This window comes from Streptomyces sp. NPDC051018, assembly GCF_044456085.1.
Classification (GTDB): Bacteria; Actinomycetota; Actinomycetes; order Streptomycetales; family Streptomycetaceae; genus Streptomyces.
Genome location: NZ_JBITFN010000007.1, coordinates 65344 through 84991, shown reverse-complemented (window position 1 = coordinate 84991; position 19648 = coordinate 65344). Strand labels below are relative to the sequence as shown.

The following is a 19648-nucleotide window of genomic DNA, read 5'->3' as shown; positions in this document are numbered from 1 at the left end:
CGGCTGTTCAGTGGTGCCCATGACCGAGGACACCGCACCCGACACCCGTGCCGCAGGCGACACCCGTGACACGGGTGCCTGGTTCCCGGCACTCGTATCGACGCTGATCACCCTGCCCCTGGCTTTCGTGGCCTTCATAGGCGTCGCGTTCTCACCGATGATGTGCAACACATGCACCCGGGCCGAGCACGCCCAGCTCTGGACCGCCATGCGGCTCTTCCTCGGCGGGCTGCTGATCCCGCTGGGGCTGCTGATCACGAGCTGGGCCCTGCCCTGGCAGGAGCGGAACGTCGTACGGCGGCGGGTCGTCTCCCTGCTGGCCCCGGCCGCCGTGGTCGCCCTCTATGTGGTGTTCGCGATGGCGAGCGCGCCCGTGCTCGGCTGAACCGGCCGCATCGGCAGAACCGGCAGAAGAGCCGGGAGAGCCGGGAGAGCAAGGACAGGCGGGAGAGCCAGAACGGGCAGGAGAGGCGGCGGCGGGAGAGGCCGGACCTGCCCGATCCGCGATCCGCCGGGCGGACATTCTGAGTGGCTGATCCACGTATGCCCCATAACCCTGGCGATCATGGCATGGTCGCCCCCACACTCGTCGCGACCGTACGAACGGCGGCACGGAAACAGGCCGCACACGGCGTCGTACGAGGGTCTGCGGGATGTTCGCAGGCGGTCCGGCCGACGGCCGGGCGGGAGACGGGCACGGGGGGAGCGAGGGCAGCATGTCCAACAGGAACGATCCATGGATACGGCAGCGCTGGGGCGGCCCCGATCCGCCCGAGATCGGCCCCTTCGGCGCCGTGATCGCGATCATCTGTGCCGTCGTCCTGATCTTCGAGATCGCGGGCTACCTCGCCGGGCGCTGACGAGCAGGGCGCAGGTACGGCGGACAAACCCTGCCGCGGTTCCTCCGCACTCGCACCGGCGCCGTCCGTCCGCGGCCGCGGGCACCATCCCTGCCGGGGGTTCCTCGCCGTTCCCCCCGCGCACGGGCCCGTCTGCCGCGAGACTGGGCTTTCGCGCCCGCGGGGAGCGGGCCGGGAGGGGGAGTCGTGAAACTGGGACTGGCGGAGAGCATCGCGGCACTGCGCGGGGAGCTGACCGAGGCCGTCGCGGCGGCCGACGACGCGGGCATCCGGTTCGAGGTCGGTGAGATCGAGCTGGAGTTCCACGTCGGGGTGACCCGGCAGTCGGGCGGCCGGGCCGGTGTGCGGTTCTGGGTGGTGGAGATGGGCGGCGAGGGCTCGTACGCGAAGGAGCAGATACAGCGGATCACGCTCACGCTGCTGCCGCCCCGCGACGGGCACGGCGACACCGTCAAGGTCGGCGAGGAGAGCGCCCGCAAGCCATGACCGGCGGCTGGCGAGGAAACTCGGAAGAGGCTGGGGGCGCCGGTGGAACCGGGGGCGTGGGTGAACCGGGGGTGTCGGGGCCGGGATCCTCGGGGCCGGAGTCGTCGGGGCCGGGATCTTCGGGGCCGGAGTCGTCGGGACCAGGGGCGTCGGTGAACTGGGGGTGTCGGTGAACTACGCGGGGCGCGCCGTCGAGGTGCTGCGCAGACGCGGGCCGTCGAGCGGGCCGCGGTGCGGCACCTGGACCGTCGGCTCGGGATATCTGGTGGGCGGTCGGTACGTCCTGACGGCCGCCCACAATGTGACCACGGGTTCCGCCGTGGACGAGGCGGTGCTCGTCCGCTGTCTCGACCACCGCGAGTACCCGGCCGAGGTGCTGGCCGCGGGCCCGCCGGAAGGCCCGGATCTCGCCGTACTCGCCATCGTGGACGGAGAGTTCCCGGACGCCGTACCGACGGTGGCCTTCGCCCGCGTGGACCGCGAGGGCGCCGTACCGCTGACGGGCTGCTGGGCGATCGGCTACCCGGGCTTCAACACCCGCCCCGCCGAGTCCCCCGATCTGCCCCCGCTGCGGGACAGCGTCCAGGTGGACGGGGTCGTACCGCCGGGCTCCCATCTGCGGCGCGGGCTCCTCCAGCTGCTGACCACGGCCGCCCCGGCCGCACGGTCCGGGAAGGGCTCCCAGTGGCAGGGCATGTCGGGGGCGGTCGTCTTCGCCCGGGACCCGGCGCGCGGCCCGCTGGCCGTGGGGGTGGTCTCCGAACACCACCGCCCGGAGGGGGACTCGTCGCTGACCGTCGTCCCGGTGACCGGTCTCGGCGCGCTGGACGGCGGACCGGGCAGCGGCTGGTGGCGGCGGCTCGGCCTCGGCGCCTGGGTCACCCTGCCGCCGCCCGCCGCGAGCGTCCCGACGGGCCCGCTGGAACTCGGCCGACCCAGCGCCCACTTCACCGACCGCGAGCGCGAGGCCGCCGACGTCACCGCGATGCTCACCCGCGATCTGGCCGGCACCGTGCCCGTGGTGGTGCTGTACGGGATGGGCGGGGTGGGCAAGACGGCGCTCGCCCGCGAGGTCGGCCACCGGCTCGGCACGGTGTTCCCGTACGCCCGCGTCCTGGTGGAACTCGGCGGCGGCCCGGCGCCCGAGGTCTCCACGGACGGCGCGGTCGTCCAGCTCCTCGGCCGTCTCGGCGTACGGCCCGACAGCATGCCGCGCGAACCCGGTGAGCGGCTGCGCGAGTTGCGGCGCCGACTGCGTCAGGGGCCCTGCCTGGTCGTCATCGACAACGCGTCCGGCCCCCGCCAGGTGGAGGCGCTGCTGCCCGACGCTCCGGGCAGTGCGGCAATCGTGACGAGCCGTTCGGCGCTGACGGCGATCGAGGGCGCCGACCGGGTCCCGCTCGATCCGCTGCCGGGTGAGGAGGGGGTCCGCCTGTTCGAACGGATCGTGGGCACCCGGACCCTGCCCGGCGACCCGGAGGCCGGCCGGACGATCGTGACGCTGGTGGGCGGGCTTCCACTGGCCATCCGGGTCACGGCGGCGGCCGCCGCCTCCCCCGCGATGCGGCGTCGACCGCTGTCCGTCCTGGCTGAGAGGCTGGCGGACGACAGACAGCGGCTGCTCGGCATGCGGAGCGGGGACATCGGATTGCGCAGCAGTTTTGATCTGAGCTACGAGCTCCTGCGGGACGAGACCCGGGAGCTGTTCCGCTGCCTCGGGCTGCTGCCCGGTCTCGACTTCGTCCCCGAGGTCGCCGCGAGCGCCGCCGGACTGCCCGCCGGGGAGGTGGAGCGGCTGCTCGCCGAACTCGCCGAGCGCCAGCTCGTCGAGGTCAGGGGCGAGGCGGTCGCCCGCTACCAGCTCCACGACACGGTACGGATCTACGCCCGGGAGCGCGCGGAGCGGGAGGATCCGGCGCCGCGCCGCAGGGCCGCGGTCCGCCGGGCCCTCCAGTGGTACGAGACTTCCCTCACGGCCCTGATGTCTCGGCCGGGCGCTCATGAGCGTCCGCCCGCCGACGCGCTCGCCTGGTACGCCGACGAGCACCTCAATGTGCGGGCCGGGCTGCGCTCCGCCCGTGACCTCGGTGAATGGGACCTGGTGCTGGGGATCGCCGGGTCCCTGTACGGGCTGCTCTTCTACCGGGGGCGCTGGGAGGACATGGAGGCCACCGAGGAGTGGGCCGTCGAGGCCGCGCGCGAGCTGAACGACGAGTCCGCCGAACTGGGCTCCCTCATCCATCTCGCCGAGGCCCGCCGGCTGACCGGCCGCACCGACGGCATTCCCGAGCTGTACGAACGCGCCCTGGAGATCACCCGTTCCCTCGGCGACGACGGCCGCCGGGGCTGGGTCCTCACCCACTACGGGGATCTCCAATGCCGGCTCGGCCGCCCGGAGGAGGGTCTGCGCCGGTACGCGGAGGCCGCCGTCATCTACGAGGAGCAGGACGACGACGGCGCCCGGATCTGGCTCTCGGCCCATGTCTCCGACGCCCAGCTCCAGTCGGGCCGCCCGGAGGAGGCCGCCCGTACCCAGGAGGCCGCGCTACGGCTGAGCCGGAGGCGGGACGACCCCGCCGAAGTCGCCTGGTGCGCCTGGCACCTGGGGCTCTGTTACGACGCCGCCGGACGTTACGAGGACGCCGAGGGCGCTCTGGCGGAGGCCATCGCCTTCCACCGGGCCGAGCACGACCGGGGCGGCCTGGCGACGGTGCTCACCGCGCTGGGCCGGGTCCACGCCCACGCGGGCCGGCCCGACCTGGCGCGGACGGAGCTGCGGGAGGCGCTGGAACTGGTCCGGAGCATCGACGCGCCCGGGAGGGTGGCGGAGATCCAGGCGGAACTGACGGCGCTGGAGGAGAACTGACGCCCCCGGAAACGGTGAGTCGGGCTGGTCCGCCCGCTCCTCGCGCTCACGGCGAGACCCCGCGGAGGGGTGCGTGCGCCGGAGCCCCGGGGACGTACGGCAGGACTCCGGAGACGTACGGCCGGACCCCGGGGGAGGTTGCGGCGGGACCGCGCGGTGAGAGCTCACTCAGATGCGGTGAGATCCCGCGGAGGTGGTGTTGCCGATTGAATGGAACGCTCGCTCCAATGCGGTCGTACCCCTCCCGGAGCCCCGGCGACGGTCGACACCACCACGCGGCCACACGCTACGGCGGGGGCGGCGGCGCGTAGGTCACCCTGTCCAGCCGGTAGTACTCGGCGACGCACTGCGCGGGCCACACCTTCCGCCCGTTCGCGCCGAACGGCTCCAGCATCCGGCCGACCTTGGTGGGTGTGTACGGCAGGACCGTCTCCCCCCGGGCGGCGCCCTCGCGGAGGAAGGCGTCCTGACGGTCCCACTCACCGGCGCGTACGCGCATGTCCTGCTCCAGTTCGAGCAGCGGGACGGTGAGCCCCACGACCGTGACGGCGCAGAGGGCGGCCGCGCCCACGGCGGCGGCGCGGACGACGGCGACCGGCCCCGCGCCCACCGGGCCCGCCCCCACCGCGCGCTGTCGCGTCCCCGTCCCTGTTCCTGCCCCCGGCTCCGGACCCGGATCCGAACCGTGACCCGGACCCGGCCTCAGCCGCAGCCACCGGCCGAGGAAGGCCCCCGCGGCCACCAGCAGCAGCACGTACATCAGCAGATAGTCGTTCCAGGTACGTTCCGTGGTGATGACCGCGTCGCCGAAGACGGGGTACGTGATGACCGTGCACAGATAGCCGGAGACGAGGAACGCGACCGCGCCCAGCGACAGGAGTACCGGCGGACGCGCGGGACGCAGCACCCGGCCGCGGTCCCCCGCGCCCCGCGCCAGGAGCCCGAGCAGGACGCCCGCGGCGACGGCTCCGGCGTACTGCCAGGTGGTCAGGACCGTCTCCAGGATGCGCGTGAAGCCGCGCAGCGAACCCATCAGGGACTCCGGGGCGAGCATGGACACGCTCTCGGCCTCGTAACGGACCCGGCGGTTGCGGGAGCCGGGGGACGTCACCAGCAGGATCGTGCCGATGCCGATCCCCGCCATGCCCGCGAGGGACCACATCCGGGCGAAGCGGCACACCCGCCCGACGAAGACCACCCGTGCGAAGACCGCCGTACCGCCGAGCACCACCAGGGCGACGACCGATGTCTCCTCGGAGAGCGTGCCCAGGAAGACACCCGCGCCGGCGACGGTCGCCAGCGCGGCGATCCGGCCCCGGCGGCCCCGCGCCCGCATCAGCGGAATCGCCGCGGCCACGGCGAGCACCGGCGCGAGGGTGTGGGAGACCGAGGCGGCCGGCCAGTAGAACGTCTTGTACGTGTTGGGCGTGGCGAACAGGAACACCACGGCGATCACCGACGCGACGAGCAGCGGCAGCCCGCGCGGGACCCGCTGCCCTGCCCGGCGCAGCAGGGTCGCGGTCACCGCCCACAGCAGCACCAGCATCAGCGCGCCGCTGACGGCGCCGTACCACTGGTGGCCGCCCACGGGGAACTCGGCGTAGGCGCCGACGAGGAGGCCGTTGGCGAGCCGGCCGTTGTCGGTGAGGTAGAAGGTGCCGACGAGACCCCAGATGCCGTCCTCCCTGACCTGCGGCAGGAAGCACCACTCGTCCGCGCTGGGCCGGACATGGCGGCCCGCCCAGAAGGCCCTGGCGAGCAGCCCGAGCGGCAGCAGGGCGAGGGCGAAGGGCCAGAGGGTGCGGAGGGAGCGGATCCACCGTCCGCGCGGGCCCGGCGCGTTCTGGGCGGGGCCGGGTCCGGCGCCGCCGGGAAACCGGGTGCCCGCGGGGGTGTTCGGCACATCGAGGCTCACCTCACCGCTGCCCTTCGTGCGGGCGGCCGGGCAGTCCGGAGAGCACCGGAGGGCCGGACGCGGTGGTGGCGGAGGTGACGGACGGGGCGGAGGAAGCGGAGGAAGCGGAGGAAGCGGAGGAGGCCGACAGAGCGGAGTGGTCGGCGTCGGTCTCCCGGATCACATAGGGCGGCCTGCGTTTCGACTCGTGGTAGATGCGTCCGACGTACTCCCCGATCACCCCGAGCGTGGCGATCTGAATGCCTCCGAGACCGACCATGGCGGTGATCAGGGTGGCGTAACCGGGGGTGTCGACGCCGTTCGCCAGGACGTTCGCGATGATCCAGAGGGCGTAGACGAGGGCCGACAGCACCAGCCACAGTCCGGTGTGGATCGCAAGGCGCAGGGGGCGGCTGTTGAAGGAGAGCAGCCCGTCGATGCCGTAGTTGAGGAGCCGGCGCCCGCCCCACTTGGACCGGCCGGCCGCGCGCCGCACGTTCTCGTAGCGGAAGCCGACGGTGTCGAACCCGATCCAGGAGAACAGGCCCTTGGAGAAGCGGTTGCTCTCCGGCAGGGCGAGCAGCGCGTCGACCGCGCGCCGGGACAGCAGCCGGAAGTCTCCCGCGCCGTCGATGACTTCGACGTCCATGAAGCGGCGCATGAGCCGGTAGTACGCCTGGCTGAGCACGGTGCGCGCCACGCCCTCGCCGGTGCGGTCGCGCCGCGCGACGACCTGGTCGTATCCATGGCGGTGCAGCTCCAGCATCCGGGGGATCAGCGCGGGCGGGTGCTGGAGGTCGGCGTCCATGAGCACGACCGCGCCGCCACGGGACATGCGCAGGCCCGCCAGCATGGCGGACTCCTTGCCGAAGTTGCGGCTGAAGGAGGTGTAGCGGGCGCGGAGGTCGCCCGCGGTGAGCTTCTTCAGGAGGTCGAGGGTGCCGTCGCCGCTGCCGTCGTCGACGTAGCAGATCTCGAAGCTCTCCCCGGTCGGGACGAGTGCCGCGAGCAGTTCGCTGTGGAAGGTCTCGATCACCTCGCTCTCGTTGAAGCACGGCACGACGACGGAGATCTGTGGCATCGCTGCTTCCTGCCTGCGTATGAAGGTCGTGTGACGGCGACCGCGTCCCGGCACACCGTCGCACGCCGGTGAGAGCAGGTCCCCCCGTGACGCGACCGGGACCAGGGTCAGAGGTCCGGCCATGTGCGTCAACCACCGCGGCCTTGTGCGCGCCGCAGCGTAAGTGGGTGCTACTTTGCCACTCCTGTGTTCGGTTCGTGGTCGCAAATGGCCCCGTACGCCGCTGTTTTACTCGTTCTTCGCCTCGGGCGGACCCTTCCCGTGGGCGTCTGCCGCCGGGAGGGGCGCGGAAGGGGCGGCCGGGCATCGCCCCCGGGTGAACGGCGGTGTCCCACAGGGCGGTTCGGCCGTGACGGGCACTGTCCCGGCACGCGGGGGCGGGTCCGCCCGAATGGAGGACGGACAACGCGCGGTGGACGGCCGCCCCGGAGCGGGGTCCATGGCCCGGACCGTGCGTGTCCGCGGGGTGGCGCGGGGGTCACGTCCGCTGGAGCGGCGTACGCGGTTCAGCGCCCTCGCGGGCGGCGGCCCCGGCACCACCGGGCGGGCCCCGGGCCCGTCCCCGACCGTACGGCCCGGGAAACGGCCGGGACTTCCCGGCGTACGGGCGGCTCGGAGGCACCGGACTCATGGCCTGCCGTCACACGGCGACGGGCGCCGCGCTCGGGGGCGGGCGGGCGCCCGCGCGCCGGGTGCGGAGGGGCTCGCGCCACGGATGCGGAGGGGCTCGCTCGAACGAGAAGTGGCCGCCGTCCCGGAGGAGGGACGACGGCCACCCCGCGTAACGGCCGCCCGCTCACCAGGCGAATGCCTCCGGGGACGGGCCCGGCCCGGGGAAGACCTCGTCCAGGGCACTCAGCAGCTCGTCGCCCAGCTCCAGCTCCAGGGCGCGCAGGGCGCTCTCCAGCTGCCCGGCCGTACGGGGCCCGACGATCGGGCCGGTCACCCCGGGCCGGGTCAGCAGCCAGGCCAGCGCGGTCTCACCGGGCTCCAGGCCGTGCTTGTCCACGAGTTCCTCGTACGCCTGGACCTGGGCCCGTACGGAGGTGCTGGCCAGCGCGTTCGCCGACCGGCCCGAGGCGCGGCGCCCGGCCTCGGCCTCCTTCTTGATCACGCCTCCCAGCAGGCCCCCGTTCAGCGGGGACCACGGGATGACCCCGAGCCCGTACTCCTGGGCCGCCGGGACGATCTCCATCTCCGCGCGCCGCTCGGCGAGGTTGTAGAGACACTGCTCGCTGACCAGCCCGACCATGCCCCGGCGGGCGGCGGTCTCGTTCGCCTGGGCGATCTTGTAGCCGGGGAAGTTGGACGAGCCGGCGTAGAGGATCTTCCCCTGCTGGATGAGCACGTCCACGGCCTGCCAGATCTCCTCGAAGGGAGTCCGGCGGTCGATGTGGTGGAACTGGTAGAGGTCGATGTGGTCGGTCCGGAGCCGCTGGAGGCTGGCCTCGACGGCCCGGCGGATGTTCAGGGCGGAGAGCCGGTCGTGATTGGGCCAGGGCTGCCCGTCCCCGGCCATGTTCCCGTACACCTTGGTGGCCAGGACCACCTTGTCGCGGCGGCCGCCTCCCCGGGCGAACCAGGTCCCGATGATCTCCTCCGTGCGGCCCTTGTTCTCACCCCACCCGTACACATTGGCCGTATCGAAGAAGTTCAGTCCCGCGTCCAGCGCGGCGTCCATGATGGCGTGGCTGTCGGCTTCGTCCGTCTGCGGTCCGAAGTTCATGGTCCCGAGGACCAGCCTGCTGACCTTGAGTCCGGTGCGTCCGAGCTGCGTGTACTTCATGAGACCCCAGCCAACGCCTTCGAGCCTGCTCGAGGCAAGGGTCCCGCCCGGGGGTTCACCCCGGCCGCGCAAGCGCCGTACGGTGGCCGGCGCGGGCCGCGCTCTGGACGGGCGGCGGGACTCGCGGGCACGCGGTGCTCCGGTCCTCCCCGTCGGTCCGGCACGTCCGCCGTCCGCCGAGGCCCGTACGCCGAGGGGCGGTCCACGCCGTGGGGCACGGTGGCCGGGCGGCTACTGACCGGCCACGGCCGCCACGGCGATGATCGCGAACATCAGCACAAGCACACCGGCCATGATCCGGTTCCTGGTCTTGGTCTTCACGCAATGAGGTTAACGCGGCTGTTCGACGGGGCCCGCGCCCAGGGCCCACGTTCCGACCGTCTCGTACCGCGGCCGCTCCCCCGCCGTCCCGCCCGCCGGCAGCCGGCTGTGGACGAGTGCCAGCTCCGTGGCCTGCCAGGGGCTGCTCTCGATATCGCTCAGCGCGTCGGCGAAGGGGAGCAGGGAGACGTCTCGGCGTCCGCGGGCGACCGTGAGGTGGGGGGTGTAGCGGCGGTGGGCCTCCACCGGGATACCCGTACGGCGGGCCGCGGCGGTGGCACGGGCCGCGAGGAGCCTCATCTGGTCGACGCCGCCGTCCGCGCCGACCCACAGCGCGCGGTTCCCGAAGTGCCCGCTCCCCCGGATCCGCAGCCCGAACGGCTCCGCCCGCCGCGCCGCCCTGCCCAGCCGCTCCGCCAGCTCGGGCAGCAGCCTCTCGTCGACCTCTCCCATGAACGCGAGGGTGTAGTGCCATCCCTCGGCCCCGGTCCACCGCAGCGTGTCCGCCCCCGGCATCTCCCTGAGCCGCCCGACGGCGACCCCCAGCTCCCCGAGCGCCCGCGCCGACGGCACCACCGCGGTAAACAGCCTCATCCCCCGAGTCTCCCTCTTCCCACCTCAACCTCCGGCGCGGCTCACCATGCGCGGGCCCTTGCCGGGGGCGCTGCCCCCGGCAAGAACCCGCACACGACCGGGGCCCACCAGCAACCGCTGAAGCGCGAGAACCCGCACGTACCAAGCCCCGCCGGCGTTTGAGGCGCGTGGGCCCGGGGCCCGTCACCCCGGAAGAATCACGCCGCCGGGGCCAGACTCTCCCTCCGCACCAGCTCCACATGCTTCCGCCCCCGCCTCAGGTCCACCTTCACCCGCAGTCCCCCCGAGCGGGCGAGGATCACGCCGACGGTGAGCGCGGCGAGAAGGGACACCGCGCCGCCTGCCGCGAAGCCGATCCGGGGGCCGTAGGCATCGGTGATCCAGCCCACGAGCGGCGCGCCCAGCGGCGTACCGCCGACGAAGACCATCATGAAGAGGCTCATGACACGGCCGCGGACGGCGGGATCGGTCGCCATCTGGATGCTGGAGTTCGCGGTGACGTTGACCGTGAGGCCGAACATACCGATGGGGACCAGCAGGATCGCGAAGAGCCAGAAGCTGGGGGCGAACGCGGTCACGATCTCCAGCGCTCCGAAGAGCACCGCCGCTCCGACGAGGATCCGCAGCCGCGAGGTGCCGCGCCGGGCGGCGAGCAGGGCGCCCGCGAGGGAGCCGATGGCCATCAGGGTGTTGAGGAGGCCGTAGGTACTGGCCCCGGAGTGGTAGACCTCGTCGACGAACGCCGAGAGCCAGATCGGGAAGTTGAACCCGAAGGTGCCGATGAAGCCGACGAGGACGATGGGCCAGATCAGCTCGGGGTGGGCGGAGACATACCGCAGCCCCTCCCGGAGCTGCCCCTTCGCACGGGGCGCGCGCTCGGCCCTGTGCAGCTCGGAGGGGCGCATCAGCAGCAGCGAGGCGATGGGCGCGAGGAAGGACAGCCCGTTGAAGAGGAAGGCGTATCCGCTGCCGACGGCGGTGATGAGGACACCGGCGACGGCGGGGCCGACGAGCCGCGCGGACTGGAAGTTCGCGGAGTTCAGGCTGACCGCGTTGGCGAGCTGGTCCGGGCCGACCATCTCGGAGACGAAGGTCTGGCGGGCCGGGTTGTCCACGACGGTGACCAGCCCGAGGAGGAACGCGGTGAGGTAGACGTGCCAGACCTGGACCTGGCCGCTGAGGGTGAGGACGGCCAGGGCGAGACCGGTCAGACCCATCGCGCTCTGGGTGGCCAGCAGCAGGGGCCGCTTGGGCAGCCGGTCGGCGAGGACACCGCCGTACAGTCCGAAGAGCAGCATCGGCAGGAACTGCAGGGCGACGGTGATACCGACGGCGGACGCGGATCCGGTGAGGGTGAGGACCAGCCAGTCCTGGGCGATGCGCTGCATCCAGGTGCCGGTGTTGGAGACGACCTGGCCGGTGGCGAAGAGCCGGTAGTTACGGATCCTCAGCGAGCTGAACATGGTGGTGGGGGAGGGTGCGGGTGCGGAGTCTGCTCCGGGTCCCGTACGCAAAGGGATTCGCCTCCTTCGTGGTGTGCCTACAAGTGCGCGAGCTTCTCCAGGACCGGGGCGGCCGCACGCAGCCTGGCCCATTCGTCCTCGTCCAGGCCCTCGGCCAGGGACGCCAGCCAGGCGTTCCGCTTGCGGCGGCTCTCCTCGAGCATCGCCTCGGCCTGCTCGGTCTGGCTGACGACCTTCTGCCGGCGGTCATCGGGATGCGGCTCCAGCCGGACCAGTCCCTTGGCCTCCAGCAGTGCGACGATCCGGGTCATGGACGGCGGCTGGACATGCTCCTTGCGGGCCAGCTCGCCGGGGGTGGCCGAGCCACAGCGCGCGAGGGTGCCGAGCACCGACATCTCGGTGGGGCTCAGCGACTCGTCGACACGCTGGTGCTTCAGCCTGCGGCCCAGCCGCATCACGGCCGAGCGCAGAGCGTTCACTGCGGCTTGATCGATGTCGGCGTCGGCGCGGGCGCCGGTGACATCGTCGCCGGAGGACTGGTCAGACATGTTTGTTAGCATAACTCATTACCCTGCCTAAAGACCAGCCGGTTTCGCGACACCAAACCCCCCGTCACCCGTATGAGTGATACATGTACGGAAAGCGAGGCACCGCTCCTGGCCGTGAGGCGACCCTGACGGCATGGCATCGACTGTGCTCAGCCTCCGCATAGACGGTGAGCTGCTCGAACGGCTCAGACAGCACGCCGCCAAACGCGGAATGAGCGTCCAGGACTATGTGGTCCGAACGCTCATTCGCGACGACTTCGACGAACGCTTCAAGGTGGCGGTCGACGAGACGGAGAAGTTCTACGGCCTCACCTAGGGCCACTCGGGCCACTAGGGCCACCGGAGACCGCCCCTCACCCCCTGAGCGCCGCGCTACTCCCACGTGCGCCCACGAGAGGGCCCTGTACGCACCCGGGGACAGGCCCCTCGCCTCCACGCGGGGGGCAGCCCGAATGATGCGCCCACCCGTGCCGTGCACCCCGGGAACCCCGGCCGAACCGGGCACCCGGAAACGCCGGCACAGAGCCCCTATTCGACCGAAAAGACGGAATAGTCCCCCTGTCGGGCTGCATCCGTACGCCGTAGCATACGTCCCGGCGCCGCCGACACGTTAAGGGTCTCCAGATGCCGGATATCGCGGGTACACATCAGGTCGCCGATCGTCGGGAAATGCACTCCGACGCACAACGGAAGGGCTTCCGGGTAACTACTTCTCCCGCTGCCCCCGCAGGCAGCCATCAGGATCGGCGCAGAAGCAACGCCGGGCGAGGGGATGTCGAATGATCCCTTCCGAATTCACATCGGCATCCGTTTCTGAATCTTTTTCCGAATCCCCGCCTGAATCCCCGCCCGAATCCGTTTCCCCTTCCGGTTCCGATTCCACGGCTGACGCCGGTTCCACCTGGAGCTTATCCCTCGACCCCATCCCGGGAACCGCTTTTGTCGCACTCGGCGACCTTCGTGATAATCACCGGGTTTTCGATCTTCTCTGCACGAACTTCTCCGACGTCCGGGTCGCGGGGAGCAGGGAGCAGGCCCTCGATGAAATGACCGCACTCGGCCCGCGAGTATGCGCGGCCATCATCGGCGTCAAGGAGCGTATCGACGCCACGGTGCTCGACGCTCTCCCCGGCCTGCGCGCGCTCGGTTCCGTCGGAGCAGGCACCGACCATCTGGATCTGGACGCACTGCGGGAACGCGATGTGCAGGTCGTCACCACGCCCGGGGTCAACGCGGTCTCCGTCGCGGAGCACACGATGATGATGATCCTCGGGCTGGCCAAGCGGACCCTCACGGCCCACAGCGCGGTGCTCGCCGGCACGGACCGGGCCGGTATGCCGGAGCCCCCCATCGAGTTACGGGGCCGGCGCGCCGGGGTGCTCGGAGCGGGCGCGACGGCTCGCGCGCTGCTTCCCCTGCTGCGGGCGTTCGGCGTCGATCCGATGTTCTGGACCCGTACGCCCGACAGGCATCCGGACCTCTCGACGGCACCGCTGGAGGTGATCTTCCGGCACAGCGACATCCTCAGCATCCACCTCCCGCTGACTAACGGGACGCGCGGCCTCGTGGGCGCGGAGCTGCTGACGCTCCTCCCCGAAGGAGCGCTCGTCGTCAATACGGCGAGAAAGGAGGTCCTTGACCTGGCCGGACTTCCGGCGGTTCTCTCCCGCCGGCCCGATCTGCGCCTCGCCGTCGACGACTTCGGCCTGGCCGCCGATGGCACAGCCGTCGCACTGGGCCCGACGGCTCTGCTGAGCCCGCACACGGCAGGCGTCACGGTCGAATCGCTCGGCGCCATGCAGGACAGCGCGGTACGGGGAACGATCGCCCGGCTGCGCGGCTGAGCCGACGGACACTCCGGCATCAGGGGACCGAGGAGCATATGCATGTCCTGGCTCGAAGCCGCCAATACGATATTGGGAGTGATCGGCTTCGCCATCACCCTCATCACCTTGACCAAGGTGCGATCGGTGCAGCGCGCGCAGACCGAGGAACGTGCGTTACTGCGCAGGCTCTATGGAACGGAATCGCTGGCGGACCACCTCAGATCGGCCGCCGGCTTCCTGAGGCAGGGTGAACAGGACGCCCGCAACCTCGCCGAGGAATTAGTACGCACCTGTGGCCAGATAGAAGGGATCAGTCGGGCCTTGGATTCAATGAACCGTATGCGCGGCAACGGAGCGGGTAATCAGCGGATGATCCGACTGGTGGAACGGGGGTATTACACGCCGCCCTTCTACAGTCAGGTGGTGAACGATGCGCAGAGCAACGCCGATTTCCTTATGTACCGGAATCTCCAGATCTCCAACGTCGATCTGCTGCAATCGATGGAACGGGCCGCGAACCGCGGAGTACACAACCGCATCCTGGCCATTTCCTCGGGTTCGAGCGACAGCGTTCTCGAACAGGCTTCGATGGTGCTGCCCTGGCCTCAGGTACCACCGGAGACCCTGCGCCGGCAACTGCTCGAGTCGGAGGACAGGGTCAGGAGTGTCGTGGCCGGATGGCCGGTTCGGACCCGGCGGAACTTTGAGTACCGCGGATATGTGATCACCCCGAACATGCACTTCGCCCGCATGGACGGGGTGATCATGCAGGGGTTCGTCGGCACGCTGTCGCCGGCCCAGCCCGAGCAGTTGGAGGACCGGGGATATGTGGAACTGCCCCGGGACCGCGAGCCTGGGGCGACGCTCTCCCGGCACTTCGAGGAACTCTGGGCCCAGAGCGCTGCCACGGTCGTCGTGGGCGAGTGAGGCCGGGGCGGGCGGATCCCGCGCGGGTGAACACGGAGGCCGGTCCCGCCGTGTCCCGGCGCCCCGCCATGGCCCTTCCGGTCCCCGCGAGACCCCGGGTCCCGCCCGCCGGCGCCACTCCGTGAACCAGGTGCCGGGGCGGACCGGATGGGCCCGGTGGGCCGCCCCGGGCGCCCCGGTGGTTTCGGGCGTGGTTACTGGGCCAGGCCCAGTGCCGGCATCGCGTAGTAGAAGACGAAGACCGCCGAGACCACGTACATGGCGACCGGCACCTCCCGGCCGCGGCCCGCCGCCAGGCGCAGGATCGAGAAGGTGATGAAGCCGATGCCGATGCCGTTGGTGATCGAGTAGGTGAACGGCATCATCACCATCGCCAGGAACGCCGGCACGGAGACCGTGTAGTCGCTCCAGTCGATGTCCGTGATCGAACCGGCCAGGATCAGGAAGCCGACCGCGAGCAGGGCGGGCGTGGCGGCCTGGGACGGGACCATCGTGGCGAGCGGGGTGAGGAACAGGGCGACCGAGAAGAGGGCGCCGGTGACCACCGAGGCCAGACCCGTACGGGCGCCCTCGCCGACGCCCGCCGTGGACTCCACGAAGCAGGTCGTCGCCGACGACGAGGTGGCACCGCCCGAGGCGACGGCGATGCCGTCCACGAACAGCACCTTGTTGATGCCGGGCAGATTGCCGTCCTTGTCCAGCAGCTTCGCCTCGTCGCCGACGCCGAGGATCGTGCCCATCGCGTCGAAGAAGCAGGACAGCAGCACGGTGAAGACGAACAGCACACCCGTCAGAAGGCCGACCTTCTCGAAGCCGCCGAACAGACTGACCTGGCCGAGCAGGCCGAAGTCGGGGGGCGAGACGGGGCTGCCGGGCCACTCCGGCGTGGTCAGACCCCAGCTCGGGACGTGCGCCACCGCGTTGATGACCATCGCGACGACGGTCATCGCGATGATGGAGATCAGGATCGCGCCCGGTACCTTGCGGATGATCAGTACGAGAGTGAGCAGTGCGCCGAGGACGAAGACGAGGACCGGCCAGCCGGTCAGATGGCCGCCCTGGCCCAGGGTGAGCGGCACGACGGTCTGCGCGGCGTCCGGGATCCGGGAGACGAAGCCCGAGTCGACCAGACCGATCAGCATGATGAACAGACCGATACCGATCGCGATGCCCTTGCGCAGACTGCGCGGCACGGCGTTCATCACCCGCTCGCGCAGCCCGGTGGCGACCAGCAGCATCACCACGATGCCCGCGAGGACGACCATGCCCATCGCGTCCGGCCAGGACATCCGGGGCGCGAGCTGGAGCGCGACGACGGTGTTCACACCGAGGCCCGCCGCCAGGGCGATCGGGACATTGCCGATGACACCCATCAGCAGGGTGGAGAAGGCCGCCGTCAGCACGGTGGCGGTGACCAGCTGACCGCCGTCGAGCTGGTGGCCGTACATGTCCTTCGCGCTGCCGAGGATGATCGGGTTCAGCACGATGATGTATGCCATCGCAAAGAACGTCGCGAATCCGCCACGAATCTCCCGGGCGAGCGTGGAGCCTCGCTCCGAGATCCGGAAGTAGCGGTCGAGACCGCTGAGAGAGCCCTTCGGCTGGTGATCCGGGGTGGCAACGGGTGCCGAGGGGGTCATGCGGTCCTCATCAAGGGGTCGAGCCTTTGGAGCTTCATACGAATAATTCAGGACATGAGCAAACTGTTTCAGTATGAAGATATGAGAGCTTCTACGCCATCTCCGCGCGTAGAACTCTGGGCCATGGGGGTGCGATGACCTGCACCTACACTGATCACATGGCGAAGTGGACCCCCAAGCACGAGGCACCCGAGCCCCTGGAGGGGCCCGTCGTCGCCACCATCACCGGCGGCACCATCGTCTGGTTCGTCCTCTTCCTCGTACAGATCCCCTTCTACGGCTGGTTCGACGAGCGTGGCCTGATGTGGTGGGTGTGGACCTGTCTGGCCGGCGGCGGTCTGGGGCTCATCGGCATCTCCTACGTACGCAAACGCGACGCGGCGATCAAGCGCTCGGCGGCCCGGGAGAGCCGGGAACCCCTCGCCGGGAACGGGCACGACCCGGCTCCGTGACGACGTCCGGAACGACGACGGTCGCACGACGGCCGGAAACCTCCTGACGGCCGGAACCAGGACCACCGGACCTCCTCACGACCAGAACCAGGACCCACCGGGCCTCCTCACGGCCGAACCAGGACCCACCGGGCCTCCTCACGGCCGAACCAGGACCACCGGACCCGGACCGCCCGCACACCCGACGCGGCCCCGGCCGGACCCGTGCCCGCCGGACCCCGACAGGCCCCGCCCCCTCCGTACCGCCTTGGGACGATTCATGTCCTACCCCGGTCTGATCTTGTGCCGCCCCGGTGGGTGAAGTCGCCCGCCCGGCCGTACCGTACGAACCATGACGCAGTGGGCGAGGATTGACACGGACGGCCCCGAGCCCGGCGGCCCCTCCATCGACGCGGGCTCCGAACTCGACCCCGTACACCCCGTGAAGCCACCGGAACCGGCCGCGAACCCCGGTGGGCTGACCTCCGCCGAGGTGGCGGAACGGGTCGCGCGGGGCGAGGTCAACGACGTCCCCGTGCGCTCCTCGCGCTCCACCGCCGACATCGTCCGGGCCAATGTCTTCACCCGCTTCAACGCCATCATCGGCGTCCTGTGGGTGATCATGCTCTTCGTCGCGCCGATCCAGGACAGCCTGTTCGGTTTCGTCATCATCGCCAACACCGGTATCGGCATCATCCAGGAGCTGCGGGCCAAGAAGACCCTCGACGGGCTCGCGGTCATCGGCGAGGCCAAACCGAGGGTCCGCCGCGACGGCAGGGCCACCGGCATCTCCACCTCCGAGATCGTCCTCGGCGACCTCGTGGAACTCGGCCCCGGGGACAAGGTCGTCGTCGACGGGGTCGTCGCCGAGGCCGACAGCCTGGAGATCGACGAGTCCCTGCTGACCGGCGAGGCCGACCCCGTCGTCAAACAGCCCGGCGACCAGGTCATGTCGGGCAGCTTCGTGGTCGCGGGCGGCGGCGCGTTCACCGCGACCAAGGTGGGACGCGAGGCCTACGCGGCCCAGCTCGCCGAGGAGGCGTCCCGCTTCACGCTCGTCCACTCCGAGCTGCGCAGCGGTATCAGCACCATCCTCAAGTACGTGACCTGGATGATGGTCCCCACCGCGATCGGGCTGATCATCAGCCAGCTCGTCGCCAAGGACAACAACTTCAAGGACTCGGTCGCCCGGACCGTCGGCGGGATCGTGCCGATGATCCCCGAGGGCCTGGTGCTGCTGACCTCCGTCGCCTTCGCGATCGGCGTCATCCGGCTGGGCCGCAAGCAGTGCCTGGTCCAGGAGCTGCCCGCCATCGAGGGTCTCGCCCGGGTCGACGTCGTCTGTCTGGACAAGACGGGCACGCTCACCGAGGGCGGTATGGACGTCGCCGAGGTGCGGTCCCTCAACGGTGCGGACGACGGTTACGTACGCAAGGTGCTGGGCGCGATCGGCACATCCGACCCCCGCCCCAACGCCTCCCTCCAGGCCATCATCGACGCCCACCCCGCCGGGACGGAGGACGGAGAGGGCTGGCGGTGCACCGACGCCCTGCCCTTCTCCTCCGCCCGCAAGTACAGCGGCGCCCGCTTCGACGAGGGCGAGGCAGGGACCTCCACCTGGCTGCTGGGCGCGCCCGACGTCCTGCTGCCCGCCGAGGACCCGGAACTCGCCGGGATCGAGCACCTCAACGAGCAGGGTCTGCGGGTCCTCCTCCTCGTCCGTGCCGCCGGGACCCTGGAGGACCCCGGGGAGACGGAGGCGATCGCCCTGGTCGTCCTGGAACAGCGGCTGCGGCCAGACGCCTCCGAGACCCTGGCCTACTTCGCCGACCAGGACGTCGCCGCGAAGGTCATCTCCGGCGACAACGCGGTGTCCGTGGGCGCGGTCGCGGGCAAGCTCGGGCTGCCGGGCGCCGAGAACACGGTCGACGCGCGCACCCTGCCCGCCGAGCGGGAGGAGATGGCCCGGGCGCTGGACGAGGGCGCGGTCTTCGGCCGGGTCACCCCGCAGCAGAAGCGGGACATGGTCGGCGCCCTCCAGTCACGCGGCCACACGGTCGCCATGACGGGCGACGGGGTCAACGACGTTCTCGCCCTCAAGGACGCCGACATCGGTGTGTCCATGGGCTCGGGCTCCGAGGCGACCCGGGCCGTGGCCCAGATCGTGCTGCTCAACAACAGCTTCTCCACGCTGCCGTCCGTGGTGGCGGAGGGCCGCCGGGTCATCGGCAACATCACCCGCGTCGCCACGCTCTTCCTCACCAAGACGGTGTACTCGGTGCTGCTGGCGATCCTGGTGGTGATCAGCCAGGTCGAGTACCCGTTCCTGCCCCGGCATCTGACGCTGCTGTCGACGCTGACGATCGGCGTCCCCGCGTTCTTCCTGGCGCTCGCCCCCAACAAGGAACGGGCCAAGCCCCACTTCGTCCGCCGGGTCATGCGGTACGCCATCCCCGGCGGCATCATCGCGGCGGCGGCCACGTTCTGTACGTATCTCCTGGCCCGGTCCCACTACAGCGGCCCCGGCTCCCTGGAGGCCGAGACCAGCGCGGCCACGCTGACGCTGTTCCTCGTCTCCATGTGGGTCCTCGCGATCATCGCCCGCCCCTACACCTGGTGGCGCGTCGGACTGGTCGCCGCGATGGGGACGGGGTTCCTGATCGTGCTGGTCGTGCCGTGGCTCCAGGACTTCTTCGCGCTGAAGCTGGTGGGTACCACGATGCCGTGGACGGCGGTGGGGATCGCGGCGGCGGGAGCGGCGCTGGTGGAAGTGGCGTGGCGGATCATGGACCGCAAGTTCCCGGCGTGATCGGTGTGACAGTGGCCGCCGTATCTGGTGTGGCAGGTGTAACTGGTATGGCAGGTGTAACTGGTATGGCAGGTGATCCGCGCACCCGTGACCGGTGTGGCCGTGACCGGTGCGGA

16 protein-coding genes are annotated in these 19648 nt (G+C 70.9%); 9 read left to right on the top strand and 7 right to left on the bottom strand.

The genetic code is table 11. The features are described from left to right. The first annotated feature begins 19 nt into the window (after positions 1 to 19). The 4 genes from ACIBCM_RS14330 (at position 20) to ACIBCM_RS14315 (ending at position 4212) form a co-directional block, all read left to right on the top strand. On the top strand, positions 20 to 385 hold the full coding sequence (locus tag ACIBCM_RS14330) for a hypothetical protein (RefSeq protein ID WP_399242866.1): 366 nt from the start codon (positions 20 to 22) through the stop codon (positions 383 to 385). 331 nt (positions 386 to 716) lie between these two features. Beyond that, positions 717 to 860, top strand: coding sequence for a hypothetical protein (locus tag ACIBCM_RS14325; RefSeq protein ID WP_399242864.1), 144 nt, complete (start codon positions 717 to 719; stop codon positions 858 to 860). Between the two features lie 186 nt (positions 861 to 1046). Then, positions 1047 to 1346 (top strand): trypco2 family protein, encoded by a 300-nt coding sequence (locus ACIBCM_RS14320; protein WP_399242862.1) that lies wholly within the window; start codon positions 1047 to 1049, stop codon positions 1344 to 1346. A 163-nt stretch (positions 1347 to 1509) separates the two neighbouring features. Further along, on the top strand, positions 1510 to 4212 hold the full coding sequence (locus ACIBCM_RS14315; RefSeq protein ID WP_399242860.1) for a tetratricopeptide repeat protein: 2703 nt from the start codon (positions 1510 to 1512) through the stop codon (positions 4210 to 4212). A 286-nt stretch (positions 4213 to 4498) separates the two neighbouring features. Here the strand turns inward: ACIBCM_RS14315 and ACIBCM_RS14310 are convergent, their stop codons facing one another. From ACIBCM_RS14310 to ACIBCM_RS14285, 6 genes are all read right to left on the bottom strand, one after another. Next, complete coding sequence (locus ACIBCM_RS14310; protein ID WP_399242858.1) at positions 4499 to 6115, bottom strand: DUF6056 family protein; 1617 nt, start codon at positions 6113 to 6115, stop codon at positions 4499 to 4501. A gap of 13 nt (positions 6116 to 6128) precedes the next feature. Next, positions 6129 to 7187, bottom strand: coding sequence for a glycosyltransferase family 2 protein (locus ACIBCM_RS14305; RefSeq protein WP_399242856.1), 1059 nt, complete (start codon positions 7185 to 7187; stop codon positions 6129 to 6131). A gap of 796 nt (positions 7188 to 7983) precedes the next feature. Beyond that, positions 7984 to 8973, bottom strand: coding sequence for an aldo/keto reductase (locus ACIBCM_RS14300; RefSeq protein ID WP_399242854.1), 990 nt, complete (start codon positions 8971 to 8973; stop codon positions 7984 to 7986). A gap of 330 nt (positions 8974 to 9303) precedes the next feature. Beyond that, a complete protein-coding gene (gene thpR / locus ACIBCM_RS14295) occupies positions 9304 to 9888 on the bottom strand; it encodes an RNA 2',3'-cyclic phosphodiesterase (RefSeq protein ID WP_399242852.1) in 585 nt (194 codons plus the stop codon). Between the two features lie 197 nt (positions 9889 to 10085). After that, on the bottom strand, positions 10086 to 11402 hold the full coding sequence (locus ACIBCM_RS14290; RefSeq protein WP_399242850.1) for an MFS transporter: 1317 nt from the start codon (positions 11400 to 11402) through the stop codon (positions 10086 to 10088). 26 nt (positions 11403 to 11428) lie between these two features. After that, complete coding sequence (locus ACIBCM_RS14285; protein ID WP_399242848.1) at positions 11429 to 11899, bottom strand: MarR family winged helix-turn-helix transcriptional regulator; 471 nt, start codon at positions 11897 to 11899, stop codon at positions 11429 to 11431. Between the two features lie 133 nt (positions 11900 to 12032). Here ACIBCM_RS14285 and ACIBCM_RS14280 point away from each other — a divergent pair, with 133 nt between their 5' ends. The 3 genes from ACIBCM_RS14280 (at position 12033) to ACIBCM_RS14270 (ending at position 14652) form a co-directional block, all read left to right on the top strand. After that, positions 12033 to 12215, top strand: a complete 183-nt coding sequence (locus ACIBCM_RS14280; RefSeq protein WP_399242846.1) for a ribbon-helix-helix protein, CopG family — start codon at positions 12033 to 12035, stop codon at positions 12213 to 12215. A gap of 463 nt (positions 12216 to 12678) precedes the next feature. Beyond that, positions 12679 to 13743: an NAD(P)-dependent oxidoreductase gene (locus ACIBCM_RS14275; RefSeq protein ID WP_399242844.1), complete on the top strand. Its 1065-nt coding sequence runs from the start codon at positions 12679 to 12681 to the stop codon at positions 13741 to 13743. Positions 13744 to 13785: 42 nt separating this feature from the next. Beyond that, positions 13786 to 14652: a hypothetical protein gene (locus ACIBCM_RS14270; protein WP_399242842.1), complete on the top strand. Its 867-nt coding sequence runs from the start codon at positions 13786 to 13788 to the stop codon at positions 14650 to 14652. A gap of 194 nt (positions 14653 to 14846) precedes the next feature. On the opposite strand, the gene ACIBCM_RS14265 is transcribed toward ACIBCM_RS14270, so the two are convergent. Continuing rightward, positions 14847 to 16292: an NCS2 family permease gene (locus ACIBCM_RS14265; protein ID WP_399242840.1), complete on the bottom strand. Its 1446-nt coding sequence runs from the start codon at positions 16290 to 16292 to the stop codon at positions 14847 to 14849. A 158-nt stretch (positions 16293 to 16450) separates the two neighbouring features. On the opposite strand from ACIBCM_RS14265, the gene ACIBCM_RS14260 reads away from it, so the two are divergent. Both ACIBCM_RS14260 and ACIBCM_RS14255 read left to right on the top strand, forming a co-directional pair. Next, positions 16451 to 16744, top strand: coding sequence for a DUF2530 domain-containing protein (locus tag ACIBCM_RS14260; protein WP_399242838.1), 294 nt, complete (start codon positions 16451 to 16453; stop codon positions 16742 to 16744). Between the two features lie 331 nt (positions 16745 to 17075). Beyond that, the gene (locus ACIBCM_RS14255; RefSeq protein ID WP_399242836.1) at positions 17076 to 19532 is read left to right on the top strand and encodes an HAD-IC family P-type ATPase; all 2457 of its coding nucleotides are present in this window, start codon (positions 17076 to 17078) and stop codon (positions 19530 to 19532) included. Positions 19533 to 19648: the final 116 nt, after the last annotated feature.

Coding starts and splice junctions, on each gene's coding strand:
- ACIBCM_RS14330 (WP_399242866.1), top strand. CDS start 20: ATGACCGAGGACACCGCACCCGACACCCGTGCCGCAGGCGACACCCGT.
- ACIBCM_RS14325 (WP_399242864.1), top strand. CDS start 717: ATGTCCAACAGGAACGATCCATGGATACGGCAGCGCTGGGGCGGCCCC.
- ACIBCM_RS14305 (WP_399242856.1), bottom strand. CDS start 7,187: ATGCCACAGATCTCCGTCGTCGTGCCGTGCTTCAACGAGAGCGAGGTG.
- ACIBCM_RS14300 (WP_399242854.1), bottom strand. CDS start 8,973: ATGAAGTACACGCAGCTCGGACGCACCGGACTCAAGGTCAGCAGGCTG.
- thpR (WP_399242852.1), bottom strand. CDS start 9,888: ATGAGGCTGTTTACCGCGGTGGTGCCGTCGGCGCGGGCGCTCGGGGAG.
- ACIBCM_RS14285 (WP_399242848.1), bottom strand. CDS start 11,899: ATGTCTGACCAGTCCTCCGGCGACGATGTCACCGGCGCCCGCGCCGAC.
- ACIBCM_RS14280 (WP_399242846.1), top strand. CDS start 12,033: ATGGCATCGACTGTGCTCAGCCTCCGCATAGACGGTGAGCTGCTCGAA.
- ACIBCM_RS14275 (WP_399242844.1), top strand. CDS start 12,679: ATGATCCCTTCCGAATTCACATCGGCATCCGTTTCTGAATCTTTTTCC.
- ACIBCM_RS14270 (WP_399242842.1), top strand. CDS start 13,786: ATGTCCTGGCTCGAAGCCGCCAATACGATATTGGGAGTGATCGGCTTC.
- ACIBCM_RS14265 (WP_399242840.1), bottom strand. CDS start 16,292: ATGACCCCCTCGGCACCCGTTGCCACCCCGGATCACCAGCCGAAGGGC.
- ACIBCM_RS14260 (WP_399242838.1), top strand. CDS start 16,451: ATGGCGAAGTGGACCCCCAAGCACGAGGCACCCGAGCCCCTGGAGGGG.
- ACIBCM_RS14255 (WP_399242836.1), top strand. CDS start 17,076: ATGACGCAGTGGGCGAGGATTGACACGGACGGCCCCGAGCCCGGCGGC.